The sequence below is a fragment of the Aliivibrio fischeri genome, from assembly GCA_038993745.2.
Classification (GTDB): domain Bacteria; phylum Pseudomonadota; class Gammaproteobacteria; order Enterobacterales; family Vibrionaceae; genus Aliivibrio; species Aliivibrio fischeri_B.
On sequence record CP160629.1, the window covers coordinates 742,419 to 767,105 of the forward strand.

The 24,687-nt window shown below is 38.1% G+C and carries 20 protein-coding genes and 2 pseudogenes; 19 read left to right on the forward strand and 3 right to left on the reverse strand.

The features are described 5' to 3' along the window. Positions 1-100 precede the first annotated feature (100 nt). The 8 genes from gmhB to AAFX60_003690 all read left to right on the forward strand — a co-directional run bounded on the left by gmhB (position 101) and on the right by AAFX60_003690 (position 7,752). Positions 101-652: a D-glycero-beta-D-manno-heptose 1,7-bisphosphate 7-phosphatase gene (gene gmhB, locus AAFX60_003655; GenBank protein XDF78292.1), complete on the forward strand. Its 552-nt coding sequence runs from the start codon at positions 101-103 to the stop codon at positions 650-652. A 215-nt stretch (positions 653-867) separates the two neighbouring features. Beyond that, entirely contained in the window at positions 868-1,035 is a 168-nt protein-coding gene (locus tag AAFX60_003660) for a hypothetical protein (protein XDF78293.1), read from the forward strand. Positions 1,036-1,328: 293 nt separating this feature from the next. Continuing rightward, entirely contained in the window at positions 1,329-2,357 is a 1,029-nt protein-coding gene (locus AAFX60_003665; GenBank protein XDF78294.1) for an ABC transporter permease subunit, read from the forward strand. A 2-nt stretch (positions 2,358-2,359) separates the two neighbouring features. After that, a complete protein-coding gene (locus AAFX60_003670) occupies positions 2,360-3,412 on the forward strand; it encodes an ABC transporter permease subunit (protein ID XDF78295.1) in 1,053 nt (350 codons plus the stop codon). 37 nt (positions 3,413-3,449) lie between these two features. Beyond that, positions 3,450-5,288 (forward strand): extracellular solute-binding protein, encoded by a 1,839-nt coding sequence (locus tag AAFX60_003675; GenBank protein ID XDF78296.1) that lies wholly within the window; start codon positions 3,450-3,452, stop codon positions 5,286-5,288. Between the two features lie 87 nt (positions 5,289-5,375). Beyond that, complete coding sequence (locus tag AAFX60_003680; protein XDF78297.1) at positions 5,376-6,380, forward strand: ABC transporter ATP-binding protein; 1,005 nt, start codon at positions 5,376-5,378, stop codon at positions 6,378-6,380. Then, positions 6,377-7,345, forward strand: a complete 969-nt coding sequence (locus AAFX60_003685) for a dipeptide ABC transporter ATP-binding protein (protein XDF78298.1) — start codon at positions 6,377-6,379, stop codon at positions 7,343-7,345. The genes AAFX60_003680 and AAFX60_003685 overlap by 4 nt, the downstream gene beginning before the upstream one ends. Before the next feature lie 77 nt (positions 7,346-7,422). Beyond that, a complete protein-coding gene (locus AAFX60_003690; GenBank protein ID XDF78299.1) occupies positions 7,423-7,752 on the forward strand; it encodes an MliC family protein in 330 nt (109 codons plus the stop codon). 93 nt (positions 7,753-7,845) lie between these two features. Here the strand turns inward: AAFX60_003690 and AAFX60_003695 are convergent. After that, positions 7,846-8,453 (reverse strand): annotated as a pseudogene (locus AAFX60_003695) (YitT family protein). 399 nt (positions 8,454-8,852) lie between these two features. Between AAFX60_003695 and glyA the strand changes: the two are divergent. Both glyA and AAFX60_003705 read left to right on the forward strand, forming a co-directional pair. Continuing rightward, entirely contained in the window at positions 8,853-10,103 is a 1,251-nt protein-coding gene (glyA, locus tag AAFX60_003700; GenBank protein XDF78300.1) for a serine hydroxymethyltransferase, read from the forward strand. 301 nt (positions 10,104-10,404) lie between these two features. Next, positions 10,405-14,853 (forward strand): SslE/AcfD family lipoprotein zinc metalloprotease, encoded by a 4,449-nt coding sequence (locus AAFX60_003705; protein ID XDF78301.1) that lies wholly within the window; start codon positions 10,405-10,407, stop codon positions 14,851-14,853. Between the two features lie 94 nt (positions 14,854-14,947). Here the strand turns inward: AAFX60_003705 and AAFX60_003710 are convergent, their stop codons facing one another. After that, entirely contained in the window at positions 14,948-15,274 is a 327-nt protein-coding gene (locus AAFX60_003710; protein ID XDF78302.1) for a lipoprotein, read from the reverse strand. An 84-nt stretch (positions 15,275-15,358) separates the two neighbouring features. Beyond that, entirely contained in the window at positions 15,359-17,347 is a 1,989-nt protein-coding gene (locus AAFX60_003715) for a methyl-accepting chemotaxis protein (GenBank protein ID XDF78303.1), read from the reverse strand. 168 nt (positions 17,348-17,515) lie between these two features. Here AAFX60_003715 and nrdR point away from each other — a divergent pair, with 168 nt between their 5' ends. The 9 genes and pseudogenes from nrdR to AAFX60_003760 all read left to right on the forward strand — a co-directional run bounded on the left by nrdR (position 17,516) and on the right by AAFX60_003760 (position 24,686). Next, positions 17,516-17,965 carry a transcriptional regulator NrdR gene (nrdR, locus tag AAFX60_003720; protein XDF78304.1) on the forward strand — a complete coding sequence of 150 codons (450 nt, stop codon included), beginning with the start codon at positions 17,516-17,518 and terminating at the stop codon, positions 17,963-17,965. 1 nt (position 17,966) lies between these two features. Further along, a complete protein-coding gene (gene ribD / locus AAFX60_003725) occupies positions 17,967-19,085 on the forward strand; it encodes a bifunctional diaminohydroxyphosphoribosylaminopyrimidine deaminase/5-amino-6-(5-phosphoribosylamino)uracil reductase RibD (GenBank protein ID XDF78305.1) in 1,119 nt (372 codons plus the stop codon). 3 nt (positions 19,086-19,088) lie between these two features. Further along, on the forward strand, positions 19,089-19,745 hold the full coding sequence (locus AAFX60_003730) for a riboflavin synthase (protein ID XDF78306.1): 657 nt from the start codon (positions 19,089-19,091) through the stop codon (positions 19,743-19,745). Positions 19,746-19,785: 40 nt separating this feature from the next. Next, a complete protein-coding gene (gene ribBA / locus AAFX60_003735) occupies positions 19,786-20,895 on the forward strand; it encodes a bifunctional 3,4-dihydroxy-2-butanone-4-phosphate synthase/GTP cyclohydrolase II (GenBank protein ID XDF78307.1) in 1,110 nt (369 codons plus the stop codon). Between the two features lie 153 nt (positions 20,896-21,048). After that, entirely contained in the window at positions 21,049-21,519 is a 471-nt protein-coding gene (gene ribE / locus AAFX60_003740) for a 6,7-dimethyl-8-ribityllumazine synthase (protein XDF78308.1), read from the forward strand. Then, positions 21,519-21,986 carry a transcription antitermination factor NusB gene (gene nusB, locus AAFX60_003745; GenBank protein XDF78309.1) on the forward strand — a complete coding sequence of 156 codons (468 nt, stop codon included), beginning with the start codon at positions 21,519-21,521 and terminating at the stop codon, positions 21,984-21,986. The genes ribE and nusB overlap by 1 nt, the downstream gene beginning before the upstream one ends. Before the next feature lie 84 nt (positions 21,987-22,070). After that, positions 22,071-23,069 (forward strand): thiamine-phosphate kinase, encoded by a 999-nt coding sequence (gene thiL, locus AAFX60_003750; protein ID XDF78310.1) that lies wholly within the window; start codon positions 22,071-22,073, stop codon positions 23,067-23,069. Beyond that, complete coding sequence (gene pgpA / locus AAFX60_003755) at positions 23,066-23,569, forward strand: phosphatidylglycerophosphatase A (GenBank protein ID XDF78311.1); 504 nt, start codon at positions 23,066-23,068, stop codon at positions 23,567-23,569. The genes thiL and pgpA overlap by 4 nt, the downstream gene beginning before the upstream one ends. After that, positions 23,569-24,686 (forward strand): annotated as a pseudogene (locus tag AAFX60_003760) (substrate-binding domain-containing protein). Before pgpA ends, AAFX60_003760 begins: the two are co-directional and overlap by 1 nt. The last annotated feature ends 1 nt before the right edge of the window (position 24,687 follow it).

Sequence of the window (24,687 nt, forward strand, 5' to 3'; positions counted from 1 at the left end):
TTTACGTCTAGACGTCTAAACGCACAAATAAGATGTCAATAAGTGAAAAGCATGAGATAATTTTTGATATTAACCGATTTGATTCATAGAGGGTGTCACCTTGTCCAAACCAGCGGTATTTATTGATAGAGATGGCGTGATCAATGTTGATCATGGCTATGTTCATAAACGTGATGATTTTGAATACATTGATGGTGTATTTGAGGCTACGAAGAAACTCAAAGAAATGGGTTACCTATTAGTGTTGGTAACTAACCAATCAGGTATTGCTCGCGGTATGTTCACTGAAGATCAATTTGAAATTCTTACTGAGTGGATGGATTGGAACTTTGCTGATAATGGCGTTGACTTTGATGGCATCTATTATTGTCCTCATCACCCTGAAGCCACTGTTGAAAAATACAAAGAAGCATGTGATTGCCGTAAACCAAATCCAGGTATGTTAGTTTCTGCACAACGTTTCTTAGATATCGACATGGAAAATTCAATCATGATCGGTGATAAGAAAGAAGACATGATGGCAGCGCAAGCGGCTGGTGTTGGCACTCGTATTTTAGTTCGAACTGGTAAGCCAGTAACTGAAGAAGGTGAAGCATTAGCAACAGCAGTTCTTGATAGTGTTGCGGATGTACCAAAGTTCTTGTCTGCTTAGCTAGATTCGTTAAAGAGAATATAAATGAAACGCCTATAGAGAAATCTGTGGGCGTTTTTTTATGTGTTAACAATGAATATGTTAGCGAGCGTTTTCTTTCTGTCTTATTTTTAAGATGAAAAAAGTGTATCTTTATTAGGCAAATTTGCCTAGAGTTGAGTATATAGATGGATTTTAAGTAATTCGATTAAGGGTTACAGATTAAGGTGGTAGTTATGAATAAGCTTGATAAAGGTAAGAGTTTGCTTTTAGATAAACAGCAACCCAAAGCATTATGCCATCAAAAAGATCCTGTAGATGAAACGGTTAATACGTGGGATCTACTTACGGATGAACAACAACAAGATATACTTTCTCATTTAAGTGAAATTCCTTTTCAGTAACAACCTCGTTTAAAAACTCTCCTTTTATCAGTAGATAATTTAATCCAGTGAGGTTTAATTTGTGACACTTTCATAACAATTGTGTCAAAAACTCGCCTTTTACTTTCTAATCCCCGCACGATTCTGCAAACTGTTAACTCAATTACATTATCAATGGTTGTCTTTGTAGTTACTTAACTATTGAACTAACTTAATAAAATTATTATAAAAATAAATACAGTTCGGGCTAGAAATATAGCCTAACTCGTATTACGACAACGGAGTTTGTCGAAGGACATGGAGTACTGTCACGGATGATATCTTACCTACTTAGGCGACTTTTATTAGTTGTTCCTACCTTTATCGGTATTACTTTACTTATTTTTGCTCTTACTCGATTTGTTCCTGGTGGGCCAGTAGAGCGTATGCTACTAAGTCTACAAATGCAGGGTGCTTCAGAAACGGGAGGCACAAGCAGTGTTACCGATGGTAATAACGCCTTATCAGAAGAGCAGATTGAAGAACTGAATGCGTTTTATGGCTTAGATAAGCCGGTGTTTGAAGCCTATTATGATTGGTTAACCAAATTGGTTGTTTTAGATTTGGGTGAGTCTACTCGTTATTATGAACCAGTTTGGGACATGATAGCCGAACGTTTACCTGTTTCTCTCTTTTATGGAGGGATGACGTTTCTGCTTAGTTATCTCATATCCATTCCGCTTGGTTACTTAAAAGCGCTAAAACACGGTTCTATCTTAGATTCAACTTCGTCAATTGCCATCTTTGTTGGTTTTGCTTTACCCGGTTATGTCATTGGGGTTTTTTTGATTAGCTTGTTTAGTTATCAATTAGAGTGGTTTCCAATGGGCGGTTTTATTAGTGATGACTTTGATGATTTTGGTGCGTTTGAACAGCTCAAAGACATCATGTGGCATGCCATTCTTCCTCTCTTTTGTTATTTGATTGGTGATTTTGCCTTACTCACCATGACGATGAAAAATAATTTAATGGAGAACTTAGCGTCTGATTATGTTCGTACTGCTATTGCTAAAGGGTTGCCATTTAGAAAAGCAGTTCGTAAACACGCATTGCGTAATAGCTTAATTCCTGTTGCGAGTCATTTTGGTAATTCGTTAATGTTCTTTATGACGGGGTCATTCTTAATTGAGGTTATTTTCAATATTGATGGTATTGGATTGCTTGGATACGAAGCCATTATGGAGCGTGATTATCCTGTGGTAATGGGATTGTTTGCGATTAATGCCATGATGTTAATGATAGGCAATATTTTGTCTGATGTGTGTGTTGCTGTGGTGGATCCACGCGTGAAGTTTGGAGCCTAGTTATGACATTATCATTCAATTTAAGTCCATTAACGCAAAAGAAAATCCAACGTTTTAAAGGGATCAAAAGAGGTTATTGGTCATTCTTAATTTTATCGGCTTTATTGGTTCTTTCTATTTTTGCAGAGATGTTTGTCAATAGCCGTGCTTTATTGGTGAGTTATCAAGGTGAATGGCATTTTCCAACTTATACAGATATGAAGCCGGGAAGTACCTTTGGCCTTGATTACGTCCATGAGACCAACTATCGAGATTTGAAAGTTAAATTTGAACAAGAGGGGAAAGGGAATTTCGTTATCATGCCCGTTGTTCCTTGGAACCCTTATGAACAGGATTTTTCAGGGAATTTTCCTCCTACTGAGCCCAGTCTTGAAGGACAACATTATTTAGGCACCGATACGATTGGTCGAGATATTGTATCTCGCTTGGTTTATGGCTTTCGGATTGCCATGGGCTTTGCCTTAATTACCTTGGCAATATCTTACGCCATTGGTGTCTCTGTTGGTTGTGCTATGGGATTCTTTGGTGGGAAGTTTGATTTGTTTTTTCAACGCTTTATCGAAATTTGGTCTATGGTGCCTTTCTTATATGTCATCATGATCTTAGTCTCTATCATGAAGCCAAGTTTTATGCTCTTTACCTTAATCAATGTCATGTTTGGCTGGATGGGGATGACATGGTATATGCGAACCATGACTTATAAAGAGAAAGCTCGGGAATACGTAATGGCTGCTAAAGCATTAGGTGCATCAAATACACGAATTTTGTTCCATCATATCTTGCCAAACACCATGGTAATGATTGTTACCTTAGCGCCATTTACCATTGTCGCCAATATCACTGCCCTTACTGCTTTGGATTATTTGGGACTAGGTTTAATGCCACCGACACCAAGTTGGGGTGAACTATTGCAACAAGGCAAATCAAATTTAGATTCACCATGGATAGCGAGCTCGGTTGTGACGGCAATTGTCACCGTATTAATCATGGTGACGTTTATTGGGGAAGGGATCCGTGAGGCGTTCGATCCAAAAAAACACACAAGATATGTTTAATACCTATCGAAAATAAATAATAAGAAAGGAATCGATGATGAAAAAAGGACTGACAACATTAGCGGTATCAATCGCTGCATTATTTAGCTTTCAAACGTTATCTGCTGATTTACCCAATAATCTAGAGTGGGAAACGAATGATTCAGCACCGACATTTGCATCACCAAAAGCGACCTTTGGTGGGACGTTTCGAACCTATACGTTGAGTTTTCCTCAAACGTTTCGAACGGTAGGGCCGGACTCTAATGGTTCCTTTCGATCGTGGATATTACAAGCCAACTTACCGCCATTAATTAAGCACCCAAACACCAATGAATGGTTGCCTGGATTAGCTCAATCTTGGGCGTTTGGTGATGATAACAAAACCGTTTATTTTAAGTTAAATCCTAAAGCCACATGGAGTGATGGCAAACCGGTTACAGCAGACGACTATCAGTTTATGCTTAAACTAATGCGTTCAAAAGATATTGTTGCTCCTTGGTATAACGACTTTTTTACCAATGAAATTGCAGATGTGATCTCTTTTGATAAACATACGATAGCGGTGGTTTCTGCAAAAGCTCGTAACCGAGATGAATTAATTGAATATACAAACTTAATGCCACGTCCTGCCCATTTTTATGGCAAGCCGAAAGTCGATAAAAATAACGACGGTATTGATGATAAGTTTGTTCGTAAATACAACTTCAAACCAGAGCCGGTGACTGGGCCTTATTACATCGACAAGATTAAAAAAGGCAAAAACATTGCGTTTAAACACGTTGGTGAGGATTGGTGGGGGTATGAAAATAAATACAATCAACATCGTTTTAATGTCGAAAAAATTAATATTAAAGTGATCCGTGATGCGGACATTGCGCTTAAACATTTTGAAAAAGGCAATTTAGATTCGTTTGATTTGGTGCGACCTGATTTGTGGCATGAGAAATCAGATGGTAAAAATTATCAGAATGGATACATACAAAAAGCGTGGGTATATAACCAAGCTGCGGTTGGCGCTGGAGGGCTTTGGTTGAATACGGCAAAACCGATATTAGATGATATTAATGTTCGTAAAGGCATTATGTATGCAACGGATTTTGACATGATGATTGCTAAGGTTTTACGTAATGATTATTCACGTAAACCAAATGGTATGGGCTTTGGTCACCCGGGTTACGATAATACCGACATAAAAGCGCCTAAGTTTGATGCTAAAAAAGCCATTGAGTATTTTGAAAAGGCAGGGTTTAGCAAAGTAGGCTCTGACGGTATCCGTACCAATGATAAAGGAGAGCGCTTGAGTTTTGCGGTTACTTATTCACAGCAGTCATTCACTCCTCGAGTTGCGGTATTAAAAGAACAGGCAAAATTAGCGGGTTTAGATTTTGAACTTAATCTGATTGATGGCTCTAGTATGTTTAAATACGTACTTGAGAAAAAACACGATATTTCTTTCCATAATATGGGGACGGGAGACATTCCTGCCTATTGGGAGTATTTCCATTCAGATAATGCCAATAAGCCACAAACCAATCATTTCACCAACTTCACATCACCAGAGTTAGATGGGTTGATCGACTCATTTAAAAGTGAATTCGACATTGAGAAAAAACGCGCGCTTTCTCGTGAGATCCAACAAGTGATTGCCGATGCTAATGTTATTGTTCCTGGTTATATGGTGCCTTACGCTCGCGCTGGTTTTTGGCGCTGGATGAAGTTACCAGAGCAAATGGCAACGAAGCAGACTGGTTATCTGTTTCACGGTTGGGGTTTTGCTCAAACCTTCAGTACGTTCTGGATTGATGAAGAGATAAAGAAAGAAACAAAAGCGGCAATGAAGTCGGGTAAAACGTTTGAACCCGTTACGATTATCGATGATACCTATAAATTATAGAGATATCAGTACGTATTGATAGCCAGTAATAAAGACTAGGCGAGGGATCGCCTAGTATAAATAATAATAAAAATAGCGAAGAAGTATATGGATAGAGAAATTGTTTTATCAGTGGAAAATGTAGTCACTGAATTTCAAACGGATGAGGGAACGGTGAGGGTGCTTGATGGTGTCAGTTTTCAAGTCCCAAAAGGAAAAACCATTGGCATTGTTGGTGAATCGGGATGCGGAAAAAGTGTTACCTCAATGTCGATTATGGGGTTATTGCCTAAACCTTATGGCAATGTCGTCAGTGGGCGGATCTTGTATGGAGATACGGATTTAATTCAACTAAGCCCTGATAAATTATATGAAATGCGTGGTAATCGTATCTCAATGATTTTTCAAGATCCAATGACAGCTCTTAATCCTGTTCATACCATAGGGAAGCAAATTAATGAGGTGTTAGAACTTCATCGTCCGGATTTTGATAAAAAACAGCGCCTTGCTTATTCTTTAGAAATGCTTGAAAAAGTGGGGATCCCATCGCCTGAATCACGTCTTCATGAATATCCTCATAATTTATCTGGTGGTATGCGTCAACGAGTCATGATTGCGATAGCGTTGGCTTGTGAGCCAGATATCTTGATTTGTGATGAGCCAACCACGGCGTTAGACGTTACGATTCAAGCACAAATTTTAGAGTTAATGAAAAAACTTCAAGATGAAACGGGTATGTCGATCATTTTTATTACCCATGATCTTGGCGTTGTCGCTGAAATTTGTGATGAAGTGGTCGTGATGTATGCAGGACGTGTCGCTGAACAAGCGGGGATCTTTGAATTATTTGATAACCCTAAACACCCTTATACACAAGGTTTGATGGCATCAATGCCGAGCTTACATTTAAAACCAAAAACCGAGTTAGATACCATTCCTGGAACCGTCCCTTCTTTAAATGAAATGCCTAGTGGTTGCCGTTTCTCAACGCGTTGTAAATACAAGCAGGATAAGTGCGAGGTAGAGGTGCCACCCATGAACCAAGTAGGGGCATTACATCAAGTAAGTTGTCATTTTAGTGAAGTATTAATCAGTAATGAGGAGGCAAAATGAGTGAATTATTACGAGTTGATGATCTGAAATTACACTTTAATTCAGGAAAAGGCATTTTTAATAAAGGTTACGTTGTTCATGCTGTTGATGGAGTGTCATTAAGTGTGAATAAGGGGGAAACTTTAGGTTTAGTTGGTGAGTCTGGTTGCGGTAAAAGTACGTTAGGCCGTAGTTTACTTAAATTATTTGAACCAACAGCCGGACGTATCTTTTTTGAAGGAAAAGACATTACCCATTTGGGTAATAAAGAGATGCGTTCATTGCGCCAAGAAATGCAGATCATTTTTCAAGATCCAACCGAATCACTAAACCCTCGCCATACAATAGAAATGATACTAGAAGAACCGTTTGTTATTCATGATGTAGGAACAAAGGAAGAGCGAAAGCTGTGGGTGGAAGAGTTACTGATTAAAGTAGGATTACCACCAAGTGCCGCTACTCGATATCCTCATGAGTTTTCTGGTGGACAAAAACAGCGTATTGGTATCGCTAGGGCAATAGCATTAAAACCTAAATTAATTGTGTGTGATGAATCGGTTTCTGCATTAGATGTCTCTGTTCAAGCGCAAATCGTTAATTTATTACTCGATTTACAAAAAGATATGAATCTGGCGTTGATTTTTATTGCTCATGATTTATCAGTAGTAAAGCATATTTCAGATAAAGTGGCGGTGATGTATCTGGGTAAAATTGTTGAGTATGGGGATTCAGAGACGCTTTATCATTCACCTAAACATCCTTATACCAAGGCACTATTATCCGCTATTCCTGTGTCACATCCTAAGTTTCGAGGGAAAGAAAGGATTATATTAAAAGGCGATGTACCTTCTCCAATTAATCCACCAAAGGGATGTCGTTTTTCAACTCGTTGTCCAAAAGCGGAAGAAGCGTGTTTTCGTGATGAGCCCAAAAGACAATTGCTTGATAATAATGCGCACGAAGTGGCTTGCCATTTATATAAATAAATATCTTTTTTGAAACATCTTAATGGCTCTGTTTTATCCTATAGTTACAAGGTTAGAATTAACATAGGTTTAAAAGAATGAAGAGATTATTGGTATTGGCTATTTTTGGCATTCTTGGCGGTTGTTCTTCAACAGCGACACCTGATATGGGCTCGGCGAAACCAGTTCATTATGAATGTGAAGCGGGAAGAAATTTTGATATTACGTTCAATAATGATGACGCGTTGTTAACACTTCCAAAAGAGGAATACGTATTAAAGCGTGCCGTATCTGCATCAGGAATGAAGTATGTATTAAATGATGGTATGCCCGATGTTAGCTCTGCAATTGTATTTCATGGAAAAGGTGATGAAGCGATGTTAGAGCTTGGTCGAGTCGTTTTGAAAAACTGTGCTGTTTCAGAGTAATACTAATTTAAGTAAATAATCAGATATTTTGTTGAAAATAGATTAGATAAAAATGCCCATACATTCATTTGCATGGGCATTATTGTATTTAGCTTAAGAGCCGTAGGTAACAATATAACGAGTTGGTTTGTGGTTCATTGCCAATACAATATTGAGAACAACGGCACCTAATACTGAAACGAGGAGTAACCATGGAGTGATAAAGAAAAATGAAGCCGTTAAAATACAGCAATCAATGGCCATTTGAACTTTACCTACAGAGATCCCGAATTTCTCTTGAATAAACAGACATAGCACATTGAAGCCACCTAGACTTGAGCGGTGTCTAAATAGAATCAACATACCTAACCCATCAATAGCCCACCAGCAACGGCACAGTAAATATCATTGATATGATCCACTGAAATCATCATATTTAAATGATCAGTCATGATAGAAACAAGCGCCCCAGAAATTAAACTGGTTAATGCGAAACGTTTCCCAAAGCGTTGCCAAGCCAGTGCATAAAAAGGCAAGTTACATAGAAAATAAAGAATACCAAAGCTGATGCCACTCATTTGGCTAATTAATAAGGCTAGTCCTGTTGTTCCGCCAGTCAGTAAGTGTGCGGCTTGTAAAAAGAAAATCCCTTGTGATACTAAAAAAGTGCCTGTCAAAATAGCGATCACATCTTCTTTATGTGAATGTTTTATTTTTTCCACAGTGTGCAATACCTTGCGACGAACATAATAATGGTCGCTAGGATAGAGTGAATCGGAATTTATGCAATTAGCTAGACGTAAATAAATAGAGGGTTTGTAGTAAAGCCTTTACAGAGTGTAAAGCAAAAAAATTGACATATATAACAATATTAAAATGTCATACCTCTGTTTTCGTTCATGCAATTATTTGAATAACTAGTTATTTATATTGATGATTATGAATATATTTCATGTTGATAATAAGTAATCCGCAACAAAAATAACAAATTAATATGCAATTTAGGGTATCTGATCCAGATCAAATTATGTAGAATACATTGCAGTTAAGACTGGTGACGTAAACGTTTGCGTCATTGGGCTATTTTTGGGTTTTATATTTATCTGAGTCAGGAGATACAGATGCTTAAGCGTGATATGAATATTGCCGATTACGATGCAGACTTATTTGCAGCAATCCAGGAAGAAACAGTACGTCAAGAAGAGCATATCGAGCTGATTGCTTCTGAAAACTACACTAGCCCACGAGTAATGGAAGCTCAAGGTTCACAATTAACGAACAAATATGCTGAAGGTTACCCTGGCAAACGTTACTACGGTGGTTGTGAGTACGTAGATAAAGTTGAAACACTTGCTATTGAACGTGCATGTGAGTTGTTTGGTGCAGAGTACGCAAACGTACAGCCTCACTCTGGTTCACAAGCAAATAACGCAGTTTACATGGCACTGCTAAATGCGGGTGATACTGTATTAGGTATGAGCCTTGCTCACGGTGGTCACTTAACTCACGGTTCTCCAGTAAACTTCTCTGGTAAACTTTACAACATCATTCCTTACGGTATTGATGAAAATGGTCAAATTGACTATGAAGAAATGGAAGCATTAGCAGTAGAACATAAGCCTAAGATGATCATCGGCGGTTTCTCTGCTTACTCTCAAGTATGTGATTGGGCACGTATGCGTGAAATCGCAGACAAAGTTGGCGCTTACTTCTTTGTAGATATGGCTCACGTAGCAGGTCTTATTGCAGCAGGTGTTTACCCTAACCCTGTGCCTCATGCTCACGTTGTAACAACAACGACACACAAAACACTTGCTGGTCCTCGTGGTGGTCTTATCCTTTCTAATGAAGGTGAAGATCTTTACAAGAAGTTAAACTCAGCAGTATTCCCAGGTGGTCAAGGTGGTCCTTTAATGCACGTTATTGCTGGTAAAGCAGTTGCATTTAAAGAAGCGCTTGAGCCTGAGTTCAAAGAATATCAAGCACGTGTTGTTGCTAATGCAAAAGCAATGGTTGCTGAATTCTTAGCTCGTGGTTACAACATCGTTTCAGGTTCAACAGAGAACCACCTGTTCTTAGTTGATTTAATTGATAAAGATATTACTGGTAAAGAAGCGGATGCTGCACTGGGTTCTGCTAACATTACTGTAAACAAGAACTCAGTACCGAATGACCCTCGTAGCCCGTTTGTTACTTCTGGTATTCGTATTGGTTCTCCTTCAATTACGCGTCGTGGTTTTACTGAAGAAGATGCGAAAAACCTTGCCGGCTGGATGTGTGACATTCTAGATAACATGGGTGATGAGTCTGTGATTGAAGCGACAAAAGTAAAAGTATTAGAAATCTGTAAGCGTCTACCAGTTTACGCTTAATTTTTTACTTTATTAAATATTAAAGGCTAGCCTGTAATGGGCTAGCCTTTTTTATTGATAGTTTTAACTATTTCTTTTTTATACGATTATTTTGTGTTTAATCAGTTATTAGTATGGTTTTTTACGTTAACAAGTGTGAAATAAAGTACAGATAAATAATGATAAATATGCAAAGTAATTTCTGTTTCATGATTTTAATTCTATTTCTGTATTATTTTTGAGAATAACTGAAAATAGTTGTGGTATGTTTCGATCTTAGTGAACTGAACGTTTAGTTTCAGCACTTTTCAAAGGTGGAATCATGAATAAAAAACTATTATTAGCATCATTGATACCAATGTTGCTTGCTGGCTGTAATCAAGAAGAAATAAATATAGGAAGTGGATCGGATGGTGGAGCTACAACGCCTCCGACTCCAGCTATTCCTACTACTTATATAAGTACATTAATGGCATCAGGGAAAATTATTACTGGTGACGTTCATTGTAATGGGAAGTCTTTAAATACAGATTCTGGAACTTTTACAGTAAAAGAAGGTTCGGTATTTGATTGTTCTTTAGGTGGGGTGACTTTAGGTGAATTTAAAGCGCCTACTCCAGAAGCTAGGGTTTCAGGTGTAACAAATACTACATCAGAAGCCTCTTTTGACCTTCAAGCAGTAAAAGGCTCGAATGCAACGAGAATTCTTCAGTCTATTTCTACATGTACTCAAGAAGATAGCATTTGTTTGGATGATTTAGATTCTATTGATATTCAAGATATTTATTCTGATTTAGATAATAACGAATCTGTTAATGCATTTTTGAAGTCAAAAGAAGAAGAAAAAACGGATGAAGTAGGTAAAGCACCTAGTTCACACGTTGATGCTGAAATTGTTCCTGAAGTAACACCAGGTACAAGTAATGATTTAAATAGTGGTTTTGTTTCTGCTAATGCAGAAGATAGCTATGCCTATAAACCAAGCGCTGAAGCGAAAGTATTAACTAAGAGCCAGTTAACGGATAGTACAGGTACACCATTAGCAGGAGTTAATTTTTTCTCTGCTAATGCGGTAGGTATAACGGGCGAAAATGGTGAATTCGAATACTTGTGGGGCGATAAGCTTACCTTTGGTATCGATACCTTTGAATTTGGCAGTGTTGCTGGTAACCAAGTTAGTTATAAGATCACAGACGTTAGTGATAATGCAGTTGTTAAAGCGAATATCCAATCGTTAATTACACGCTATGCAGAGAATAATCATAATGGGTTACTTATCTCTGAAAAAGTTCAAGATACATTTTCTCTTTATCCAAATGTAATTAATGAATTAATTAATTTGAGTTTACCTAATGGTGGACAAATTGAAGGGACGAATTTTTCATTACCTGATGAATTTGATGCACAGTTCCAAAATGGGCTAACTGCTGCTATCGATGCTGAGTTACAACAGCAACGAGCATCGTTTTATTTTTCAGATTTCCCGCATGTATTTTCATTGGATAATGGCACTTATGTGACCGATTCTTTGACGAAAATATTCAATGGAGTAACGAGCTTTCATGTCTTCAATGACAACGGCAGCTTTTATGGTGCTACGGGCTATACTCGAGGAATGCGAGCCTTAAATTTATCTAACCGAGCATTTCCTATAATGATGCCTCGCGCGGATATCAATAAGGATATTCCTTTTGGTGAGCAGCAAGCATGGACTCGTGAAGGCCGTCCTTATATTGCAGTTCATCCAACTATTGAGATGCCACCGATCCCTCTAGTTTCAAAAGATAACGCTACTTTTGGTTTTCCTTTTGTTACCGCTGGCGAAATTGGTTCTGGTAAAGTGGTATTTATGGGTAATAGCATGTACCCAAGCATTATTTCATGTCCAGATAACTATTGGGCTAATGATGCACTAAGAATAGACCCTGCATTACAATCATGTACATCATCGTTTGATTTAGCTAACGATCCTCGTAATGATAATGGCAGTATGAAGACTTTCTTTAATAACCTTTTTACGTGGTTAAATAATGATAAGTCAATCAAAGGCATTAATGTTGCAACGAATATCGACGTTGCTACAGCCTTACGTTCTGGTACTTCTCACGGCAACGCATATGACTTCTTTGTAAACCCATCTTTTGGTTTTTCATCTGTTGAAAAATTAACTAAGGATGGTTTTTCTGGACGTCTATCAGCAAGTGAAACGCCATTATTAATCCTTCAAGCTTATCCTCCTAAGCCTCAAGGCGACGGCATGAGTCACCGCTTTATCGCTGATTTAGACAACCCAAATCTAAGCCAAGATGATATTACTGCTTTAATTACTTATATTAATGAAGGTGGTAGTGTTTTATTTATGGATGCGATTGATAAGGTGACTAACCCTGAACCAATTGGACGTTTAGCTGACTCTGCGGGTGTTTCATTGGGAGGAAGTAACGTTACTCCAACATCACAAGCATTTTGTGGTTCGTCATATTACTGCCAAGCGCCATCTCCAAACCTTCATGTGAAGAGCCAATATGAGATGGTGGTTCTTGAGCGTTTCCAAGATGTGGATGGACAGCAACCTTATACCGTGAATCAAGATGGTTCGGTAGAATGGACTAAAGATGAAACTAAGATCAAGTTTGAAATTCCAACGTATGAAATTATCAAACGTGATGATAAAGGTGATCCTTTATTAGACAAAGATGGCAATCCTGTAATGGAGACTAAGTTCGCTCGTATTTTCGTTAAGAATGGTGAAGAGAGAGCTGCTGCTATATCTGAATTACAAGAAGCATTTGAAGGAACGCCTTTATGTTCTCATTCTTATGAGTATGAGTTTAACTGTATAGAAACTCGTCAGGGTGATGGTATACAAGTTCGTGGCGCATATTGGCGTGCGGATTTCGATCGTTATCAAATGAACCAAGATGTTGTAGAAAGTATGGTTAAAGCTGCAAACCTTGGCGATAACTTCAATGCTCTAATGGAGCATGAAATGTATTACCGCACTAAAGGTAAGCAGGGTGCTCGTTTATCTACCGTTGAGCTAAATCAGACGTACGATAATCTTTCAATTTGGATGTGGAACGATAACCCATACGCTTATGATCCTAATGTTCAAGATGAGTTAGGGTTTAAGACTGCGGTTAACTTCTTAAATTGTTATACAGATAATCAACATCAGACTGATGTTCCAGAAGCTGCGTGTCCAGTTGATCTAAAAGCGACATTAATTGCAAATGGTATGATTCATGGTGAAGGTGAATTAGCAGGACAAATGAATCCTAGTTATCCGCTAAACTACATGGAGAAACCGTTAACTCGCATTATGTTAGGTCGATCTTTCTGGGATCATGAAATAACGGTTGATACAACTAAGTACCCAGGCCGAACTATTGGCGCTACAACATCTGAAGTTGTTAATATCGAAACAGCAGGCAAGGCGGTAAGTTATTCAGCAGGAAATAACCAATCAACGGGCTTATGGGCTCCTCAATTAAGTGAGGTGACAGTTCGTGGTGGTGTAACTGCAATGATTACCGTTATGATGGCGGATGATTTAACTGGTAAGCCACAACATGAGACAAGTTTAAATCGTCCTCCTAGAATGCAGATGAGCTTTGCTCACGATGGTTATACAACAACATTTAAAGTTCCTTACGGTGGTTTAATTTATATTAAACCTACAGAAACATTAAGTGGTGCTTCAACCGTCGCTGAATTTAGTTTGGACGGTGTTGAAAAAGCGGCATGGTGGAAGAAAGATCCAGCTAATAACCTTGGTGAGTGGGTAAATACACCTGATTCTTCAACTGCGCCAATCGCAGAAATTGATACAGGTTCATTTATTTATACCACTGCTCTAAATAACGTTAAGACTGCTGATCTAAATGAATTCAGTAAAAATATGAACCGCTTTGCTGATGCAGCAAGTGATTTTTACGGTCGTGATGAAGAGAGTGCAGATGGTAAACATCGTCGCTTTACTTACCCAGAGCTAAAAGAGTTCCGTCATCGTTTTGTGAATGATGTGCAGATTTCGATTGGTGCGGCGCATTCAGGTTACCCTGTGATGAGTAGCTCATTTAATGCTAACTCAAATAAAATACCAACAAATGCAATTGATGATTGGTTGGTATGGCACGAAGTTGGTCATAACCTTGCTTCTGCACCATTCTCAGCACCGGGTAGTACAGAAGTAACGAATAACCTTCTAGCTCTGTATATGCAAGAATTGGAAGGTCGTAATGCTAATCCAGAAATGGATCGAATTAGAACGAGTATTCAAAAAGCGCCAGCTTGGTTAAGCTCAAATGATGGCCATGCATGGAGTCATGGTGATGCCGGTCTTCGTCTAGTTATGTTTGGCCAACTGAAGATTTGGGCTGAAAATCATTTCGAAATTGATCGTTGGTATGTTGATAGTGAAACTAAACCTGCTATCTACAATCAAGATCAAGGCTGGAATATGATTAAGCTGATGCACCGTAAGGCTCGTGGTGATCAACAAGGTGATGAGGGTATCAATTACTGTAGCTCTCGTGACACAGGCTTAAGTGCTGGTGATCTAATGATGGTGTGTAGTTCTTATGTATCTGGTTATGATTTAGGTGAGTTCTTCCAAGCATGGAATGTTGGTGAAACATCAGTGACTAATGCCGATGGTACTAAAGTCTACTCTGGTGGTATTAGCTCAGCTGGTTTAAGTAAGCTTGCTGAATTGAAGTTGAGTAAACCGAAGAAAGATCCACTATCTATCAATGCATTACCTAAATAATAGAACGTAATGATAAAAAAGCCCCCGAACCATCACGGTTCGGGGGCTTTTTATTGTCAGCTATTTAATAAATAGAAACGTATTTTAATTAGTATTACTTGTTAATATTAATTAACGCGCCAGATTTACATTGGAAAGTGTAGTAGCGGCTAGTTTCGTTAAATTTACCTAGGCCTTCACCAGTACAGTAATCAACATTGATATCACGCATGATATCTAATGTTTTTTCATTATTCAGTTGGAATTTAGAACCATCGCTACATACGATACGAACACGGCCATCATCACTTACAGAATAAACTTTTACTTCTGTATTACACAGTTCAAAAGAGGCGTCTTGGTAGTTATCTTGTTGTTTTGGTGCACTGCTACAACCGGCTAAAACAAGCGTAAATAGGCACGCTAAACTGATTTTTTTCATTGTGATAATTCCTTTAAACTAGACTATCTATTAAATATATCGTTTATACGCAATGAAAGCGAATTTCTGCTTAACAAATATGCATTAAACTCGAATTGTATTAATTTGAATACTTAACTCAGACATCGTTTGTTCAATATTGTGCATTTCGCTCTCAAGATGCTGAATTAATTCATTTGTTCCATTAGCCAGCGAGGCAAGTTCATCAATATCAGCGTTAACAGAGTTTGCTGTTTCAGACTGCTCTAAGGTTGCAGCAGAAATACTGGTATTAAAACTGTCTATTTCTGTTACTGCAGAGTGTAGAGAATCAATATAACTAGAAGAATTAATTACGCTGTCTTGAGTCTTACTACTCAGTGTTTTACTTTCTTCCATTAAAATAAAAGATTGTTTTGCGCTGTTTCCAATAGCATCAAGTAATTGGCGAATATCATTAGTAGCTTCTTGGCTGCGTTGAGCTAGTTTTCTAACTTCATCAGCGACAACGGCAAAACCTCGTCCTTGATCACCAGCACGAGCCGCTTCGATTGCTGCATTTAATGCAAGTAAGTTAGTTTGTTCTGAGACTGCTGTTATCGTGTCCAAAATCTCAGAAACATTCAGCGTTTCTTTTTCTAAATTTTGAATATGCTCATGTGTATTGATAATGCTGTGGTGTAAATCATTCACAACACTTGTCGTTACTTGAGTATGATCTTTGCAAGTTGTAGCGTTGGTTGTTGCTTGAGTTGTTGTTTCGTGTGCGTTATTAGTTACGCCTGCAATCTCAGAACTGGTTTGTGCCATTTCAGTCATTGCTGTTGCAATACTATCGCAATGACTTAACGTTGTTTGGCTTGATTGAGTTGCTTGTTTTAAATGATGGCTTAATCTATTCAACTCATCTTGGGTTTTCGATGCCACACTATGAGCGGCTCTTAATGGCAAGGAAATACTTTCAATTAAAGAATTAATATCTTTTGCTATATGGTCAAATTCATTTTCATTATTATCTTCAAGAGTCAGCGTGAGATCTTTTGTTGCAGACATTTCATTAATGCGCTGACTAAATGATGTCATACGATTACTGATAGAGCGTGTTGTTAATAAGCTAACTACAGCAATAGGAAGTATCAAACATACAGCAATAGCAATGTAAATATTGCGAGTAAGTTTGGCGGCGTTCATATTATGCTTTGCTGCATCATTTAATTCAGCTGAGATATTATCGGTTATTGCTTTTATTAAACCAATACGTTGAGTTGCTAGAGAGAACCATTCATTAGTATTAGGTCCATTAAGAGCATTTAAGTTATCTTTTTGAGATAAATATGATGCTTGAATATCAGAGACTTGCTTCCATGTTTTCGATTCAATGGTGGTGTTTAATGTTTTTGTAAAACGGTTAGATAACACGGATTGAGCTTGTCGAATCGCTAGAGATTCTGTTGAAATATAACTATTTATATCGGCAAATTTATCTAAGCTTGATCTTTTTCCAGCAAATGCCCCATTAAGCGCCCCTCGAACTTTCCCTGCCTCTTCTTTTACTTGTAATAGTGCAGAGAGACCAAGCATTTCATTACGAATAAATTGGTCATCAATATTACCAATGATGATTGATATTGAATCAAGAGAAAGTTGATTGAGTGTTGAATAATAGATAAACGGAGAATCTTGGATAGAGAGATTATCAACTTGTGAGCGAATGGTTGATTTATAATTGAGTTGCTGGATGATATCTGAAAGAAGAGCGTTGATTAACTGTTTGTCTAGGTAGAGAGGAGTAAAGCTTCGTAGGATTTGTTCTGCTTGGTCTGATTTCTGTCGTTGTGAGAGCAGTTTATCTTTTCCTGAACGCCCTTTTGAGGCGATAAAACCAGCGGTTAATCCGCGCTCAACTGCAAAGTTATGTGCCACATTATCTAAGGCATTAAAAAGGGTCACAGCCTCTAAAGAGTAATTGGCATCATAAACATTTTCATTTTCTTGTAATAACAGTTGAAATAAGAATGTTGAGATAATCAATGTCGGTAGAAGTGATATGATTAATAATCGATGTTTTATACTTTTAAATACAGACAAAATCATAGTTAACCTTTTAATTAATGTGGGTATATACATTTATCGGTTGCATTAATTGATACTTTAATAATTAAAACTGGGTTTTTCTTTTGGTTTAAACAGGAACTTAATGAAGGGACATAGGCAGGCATCTGCTTTTCTTGTACACTAATTGAAAAAACTAGGAGGCAAGTAATGCATTGTCCATTTTGTAGCGCAACAGATACTAAGGTTATTGACTCACGACTCGTGTCTGATGGACATCAGGTTCGTCGACGTCGCCAGTGTTTGGCGTGCAGTGAGCGATTCACTACGTTTGAATCAGCTGAATTAGTGATGCCAAAAGTGATTAAATCAAATGGTAATCGTGAACCTTTTGATGAAGATAAATTATCAGGTGGCCTATATCGTTCATTGGAAAAAAGACCAGTTAGCGCTGACTTAGTTGAACTCGCATTAAATACGATAAAATCACAGCTTCGAGCGACTGGTGAACGTGAAGTTCCATCAGATATGATTGGTAACCTTGTTATGGACCAATTAAAAGAGCTCGATAAAGTGGCTTATATTCGTTTTGCCTCTGTTTACCGAAGCTTTGAAGATATTAAAGAGTTCGGTGAAGAAATTGCAAAACTAGAGAAATAACATGACATTTACTACCCAAGATTATCTGATGATGCAAAAAGCTATCTTATTAGCTAAGCAAGGCATTTATACCACAGCCCCTAATCCAAATGTGGGGTGTGTATTGGTTAAAAATGGGAAGATTGTTGGGGAAGGGGCGCACTTAAAAGCAGGTGAACCCCATGCTGAAGTTCATGCATTAAGACAAGCAGGAAAGGAAGCGCAAGGGGCAACGGCTTATGTGACGCTTGAACCTTGCTCTCATTATGGACGCACACCACCTTGTGCTGAAGGACTTATAAAAGCGGGCGTAAAAAAAGTAATTTGTGCCATGGTTGATCCAAACCCTCAAGTTGCTGGTCGTGGCCTTGCTATGTTAAATGAAGCTGGAATTGAAACTGCATCAGGTCTGCTTGAAGCCGATGCTAGAGCCTTAAACCCTCATTTTTTAACTCGAATGGAAACAGGAAAACCATTTGTACAGTTAAAAATGGCTGCGAGTCTTGATGGAAAAACCGCATTAAAAAATGGAGTGAGTCAATGGATCACTTCAAAAGAAGCAAGACAAGATGTTCAACGCTATCGTGCGCAATCTGGTGCAATACTCTCAACAGCGAAAACCGTGATTGACGATGACGCCTCATTAAATGTGCGTTGGAGCGATCTTTCCCCCTCAATTCAAGAAAGCTACCAACAAGCTGCTATTCGACAGCCAATGCGTTTTATTTTAGATCGTCAGCATTCATTAACATCCGATTTAAAACTGTTTCAAGCCTCTGGTGAAGTAGTTACGATCTCTCCTCAAAACACACATCCAGTAGGGACTTCTGAAAATCATATGCAATGCCGTATTGATGATGGTCAATTGGATCTTAAAGAAGTCGTAAATAAAATTTCTCGTGATTTTAATGTAAATCATATTTGGGTAGAAGCCGGTGCGACATTAGCTGCAAGTATGATTAACGATAATTTAGTTGATGAATTGATCATTTATCTCGCCCCTAAATTAATGGGAGCGGATGGGCGTAGCATCATTAATTTAATTGGATTAGAAACGATGTCTGAGGCAATTGACTTGGATATAAAAGACATACGTATGGTCGGTAAAGATATTCGAATTACCGCAACAATAGCAAGGTAACCCATGTTTACAGGAATTATTGAGTCAGTAGGTACACTGCAAGCCATTACACCAAAGGGTGAAGATATTAGCGTAACGGTTAATGTTGGTCAGTTAGACATGAGTGATGTAAAGCTTGGAGATAGCATTGCAACTAATGGCGTTTGCTTAACTGTTGTTGCAATGACTGAACGCACTTATACCGCAGACTTATCATTAGAAACACTTAAACGTACAGGTTTTGTTGATTATAAAGCCGGTGATAAAGTGAATCTTGAAAAGGCGATGTTACCAACCACCCGATTTGGCGGGCATATTGTTTCTGGTCACGTAGATGCTGTTGGTGAAATTATTGAACGTCACCAGACCGGTCGTGCTATTGAATTTTGGATACAATTACCTCAAACACTCGCTAAGTATGTTGTAGAAAAAGGTTCTATTACTGTGGATGGCATTAGCTTAACGGTTAATGATATTCGAAAAAATGCATTTAAATTGACCATTGTTCCGCACACGGCAGCAGAGACTACGATGGATAACTTTTCTGTTGGACAGAAAGTTAACTTAGAAGTTGATGTGATCGCTCGATATTTAGAAAGACTTGTGATCGGGCAGAAAGAAGATCAACCAGAGTCTTCTGTTACGATGGATCTTTTGGCAAAATCAGGCTTCTTAAATTAAGCCTCACCACTTAACCTAATTAATATAAAAGGTATTTCACATGGCAATTAGCTCAGCAAAAGACATTATTGAAGATATTCGTTTAGGTAAGATGGTTATTCTTATGGATGACGAAGATCGTGAGAATGAAGGTGATTTAATTATTGCCGCTGAGAAAATCACTCCTGAAGCCATTAACTTTATGGCAACTCATGGACGTGGTTTAATCTGTTTAACGATGACAAAAGATCGTTGTGAAAAACTAGGTCTACCTCCTATGGTACAAGACAATAATGCACAATTTACAACGAATTTTACGGTATCAATTGAAGCGGCAGAAGGCGTAACAACTGGTATTTCAGCTGCAGACCGTTCTCGCACCGTTGAAGCGGCAGTAGCCAAAAATGCAGTTGCTGCAGATTTAGTTCAACCAGGGCATATTTTCCCATTAGCAGCACAAGAAGGCGGCGTATTAACTCGTGCTGGTCATACAGAAGCTGGGTGTGATTTAGCTCGTTTAGCTGGCTATGAGCCTGCTGGTGTGATTGTTGAAATCTTGAATGATGATGGAACAATGGCTCGTCGCCCTGATTTGGAAATTTTTGCTGAAAAACACGGCATTAAATTAGGTACGATTGCTGATTTAATTGAATATCGTAATAACAACGAAACGACAATTGAACGTGTAGCTGAGTGTAAATTACCAACAGAGTTTGGTGAGTTTGATTTGGTGACTTACCGTGACACGATTGATAATCAACTGCACTACGCTCTTAAGAAAGAAAATACGTCAAGTGAAGCGCCGTTAGTTCGTGTTCATTTACAAGATACATTTACTGATATTTTGCATTCAGACCGTTGTGCAGAACGCAGCTGGACATTGCCAACAGCAATGCAGCGTATTGCCAATGAAGGTGGTGTATTAGTGATTCTTGGTAATGAAGAATCAACAGATAGTATCGTACATAAAGTGAAAGTTCTTGAGCGTCAAGACAGTGGTGAAGCACCAACAATGGCGAAGAAGCAAGGAACTTCACGTCGTGTAGGTGTTGGCTCTCAAATTTTGGCTGATATTGGTATTTCTGACATGCGTTTACTTTCATCAACGTCAAAGCGTTACCATGCCTTATCTGGCTTTGGTTTGAACGTTGTTGAATACGTAACGAAATAAAAGCATAAATATATGGCCCTATTCGATGAGTAGGGCCTAAATAATTAGATATTTGTCACAAAGCTGTGATAGAATCCGGCGATTCTCACTATGAATGCGTAGTTGATAAATAGAAACCAGTTTAATTGGAATAAAACAGATACAGGAAGGCTCATGAACGTAATCGAAGGCGGCGTTGCTGCTCCTAATGCGAAAATTGCAATTGTTATTTCTCGCTTTAATAGCTTTATTAATGAAAGTCTACTTTCAGGTGCTATCGACACTCTAAAGCGTTTTGGTCAAGTATCTGAAGAAAACATCACCGTTGTTCGCTGCCCAGGTGCCGTAGAATTACCGTTAGTTGCTCAACGAGTAGCTAAAACAGCAAAGTATGATGCTATCGTTTCATTGGGCTCTGTTATCCGTGGTGGCACACCACATTTTGACTATGTATGTAGTGAATGCAATAAAGGTCTAGCACAAGTATCTCTGGAATATAGCATTCCAGTAGCATTTGGTGTTTTGACTGTTGATACTATCGATCAAGCAATCGAGCGCGCCGGTACCAAGGCTGGTAATAAAGGGGCAGAGGCTGCACTAAGCGCACTCGAAATGATTAATGTTCTGTCTCAAATCGAATCCTAATGGGGGTTAGTGTGAAACCAGCCGCACGTCGTAATGCACGTCAATTTGCTCTTCAAGCAATCTATTCATGGCAACTAAGCAAAGAAAATGTTGCAGATATCGAAGAGCAGTTTTTAACTGCTGAAAAATATGATGAAGAAGAGCATCATGCAAATGAGCCTAAGCTACAAACTCCAGAGACAGATGTAGCGTATTTCCGCGATCTTTTCTCAGGCGTAGCTCTAAATCATATGAAATTAGATGGGAAAATGCGCCCATACTTATCTCGTCCGCTTCAAGATCTTGACCAAATGGAACTTGCGTTACTACGTATGTCTATTTACGAGATGATGAATCGTGATGATGTACCATACAAAGTTGTTATCAATGAAGCGATTGAACTTGCAAAAGTATTCGCAGCAGAAGATAGCCACAAGTTTGTAAATGGTGTATTAGATAAAGCGGCTCCAACTTTACGTAAAAAATAAGTTGGTCGTAGCATACTAATTAAATCGTAAAGGTCAGCCTCGTTGCTGGCCTTTTTTATAACTAAAAAACAGTATTAATCGAATATGTGTAGTGAATTTAATTTAATCGATCGATTTTTTGTTCAAGAAAATGTTTCGCGTGATGATGTTGATTTAGGTATTGGGGATGATTGCGCATTAGTAACTGTACCTGAGGGTTACCAAGTAGCGATAACCACAGATACTTTAGCCGCCGGAACGCATTTTTTAGCTGATGCAGATCCTGTTAGTGTGGGGCATAAAGCACTAGCGTCTAACTTAAGTGATTTAGCGGCTATGGGAGCAAAACCAACGTGGGTGTCTTTAGCATTGACCCTACCTCAATCTGATGAAAAGTGGTTAGAAGGATTTTGTAAAGGGTTCTTTGATTTAGCTAAGCAATATCAAGTTGAGCTCATTGGCGGTGATACAACAAAAGGACCTTTAAGCATAACGATTATGGTACAAGGAATTATACCTAAAGGAGCAGCATTAACTCGAAGTGCAGCACAAATAGGTGATGATATTTATGTTACTGGTAATTTAGGTGATAGCGCCGCTGGTCTCGAAGTTATTTTAAATTCACACAAAAATGTGAAGGGGGAGTTAGAAAAGGAGTTAGAAAAACGTCATTATTACTCAACACCACAAGTTGAGCTTGCGCAAGATATTCGTCATCTATGTCATGCAGCATTAGATATTTCTGATGGTGTAATTTCGGATCTAGGCCATATATTAAAGCAATCAAATGTGAGTGCTGTTATTAATGTTAATAACTTACCTATTTCAAGTGAACTTGTTACGTATTATCGCCAAGATAAAGAAAAATGTCAGAAACTTGCATTAACTAGTGGTGAAGAATATGAACTTTGTTTCACTGCATCTAAAAAAAATCGTAAAGCAATCAAACAAATAGCTACTATTTTAAATGAAAAAATTAGTATAATTGGAGAGGTAATTGATAAGCCATTTAACGGTTTACCAGATAGTGTACAATTGTTTGATAATAATAAACTATTAGATTGGCAATTATTAGGTTACGACCACTTTAGGAGAGAACAATGACAAACCCTCTAGCCTTAATTAGTCTTAAAAATCCGTGGCATTTATTAGCTACTGGATTTGGGAGTGGCCTCTCTCCAATAATTCCAGGAACAATGGGTACACTGGCTGCGATTCCTTTGTATTTATTACTTGCTCAGTTACCGTTTACTTTATTTGTCATAGCGGTTACTGCCTCTGCTCTTATTGGTATTAAGATTTGCGACATTACTTCAACTGATATGAAGGTTCATGACCATGGATCAATTGTATGGGATGAGTTTGTTGGCCTATGGATCACCATGAGCATTGTTCCATATTTAAATTTAGAAGTAACTGATTGGAAATGGTTACTAACTGGTTTTATTTTGTTTCGATTTTTCGACATGGTAAAACCTTGGCCAATTGGATGGTTAGATAATAAAGTTCATGGCGGCTTTGGCATCATGCTTGATGATATTGTTGCTGGATTTATGGCTCTAATTAGCCTTTGGTTAGTTGGAAAGTATTCTGGTTGGTTGTAATGCGCAACGGTAGATTATTATTAAGCTTCCTATTTATATCGCTTATTTCATTTTTTTGTACCTCTAAACTGGTTTTAGCTGATCCTGTTTTAGTTGGATATTGGGGCTATAATGAATATCTTGATCTATATCCTGAAGAAAAAGCACTAACTAATACGTTAAAAGAAACGGTTAGAGGGAGCCTGTCCCTCTAGCTATCAAGCAAACAAAACCAATTAAAATATCTTTTGTTTATCCTGGTGAGCAATCATCTGATTATTGGCAACGAAATATTGTTGCTCTTGAATCACGTCTGAAAGCGTTAAATATCCAATATGAACTAACGCCTGTTTCAACACGTCTAAATGTTGATTTTAAAGAACAAAGTCGTTCTCTGCATAAAGCGATAGAGCAAAAGTCGGATTATTTAATTTTTACTCTTAACACGACTCGTCATCGTAAATTTATTGAACATGTATTGCAGAATCCAGAAACGAAGATTATTTTGCAAAACATCACTACTCCAGTAAAAGCATGGCATGGTAGCCAACCATTGCTTTATGTGGGATTTGACCATGTTATTGGTACTAAATTATTAGCAAACTATTTTCAGCACCGTTTTCCTGAACACGCTAATTATGGAATGCTATATTATTCATATGGCTATTTGAGTACCGCAAGAGGTGATGTTTTTGTTCAATCTATGGATAGTGATAAATACACACTAACTTCTTCTTTTTATACCGAAGCGACTGAAGAAAGCGCTTATGCTGCAACACAGGATATATTAAAAGATAACCCTGATATTGATTTTATCTATTCTTCATCTACAGATATCGCTTTAGGTGCTATTGATGCGATTAATGAAAATAAGAACACTAAAACCGTCATTAATGGTTGGGGCGGTGGTTCATTAGAGTTAAAAGCCATAGAAAATGGGGATCTCGATGTTACTGTTATGCGTATGACTGATGACACAGGTATAGCAATGGCAGAAGCAATTAAACTAGATTTAGAGAATAAACCAGTACCTACTGTTTATTCTGGCGAGTTTGAACTGGTTACATCTGATACGAGTGAAGAAACGCTTAATACGCTAAAACAGCGTGCGTTTCGTTATTCTGGTGTAGAACACTAGT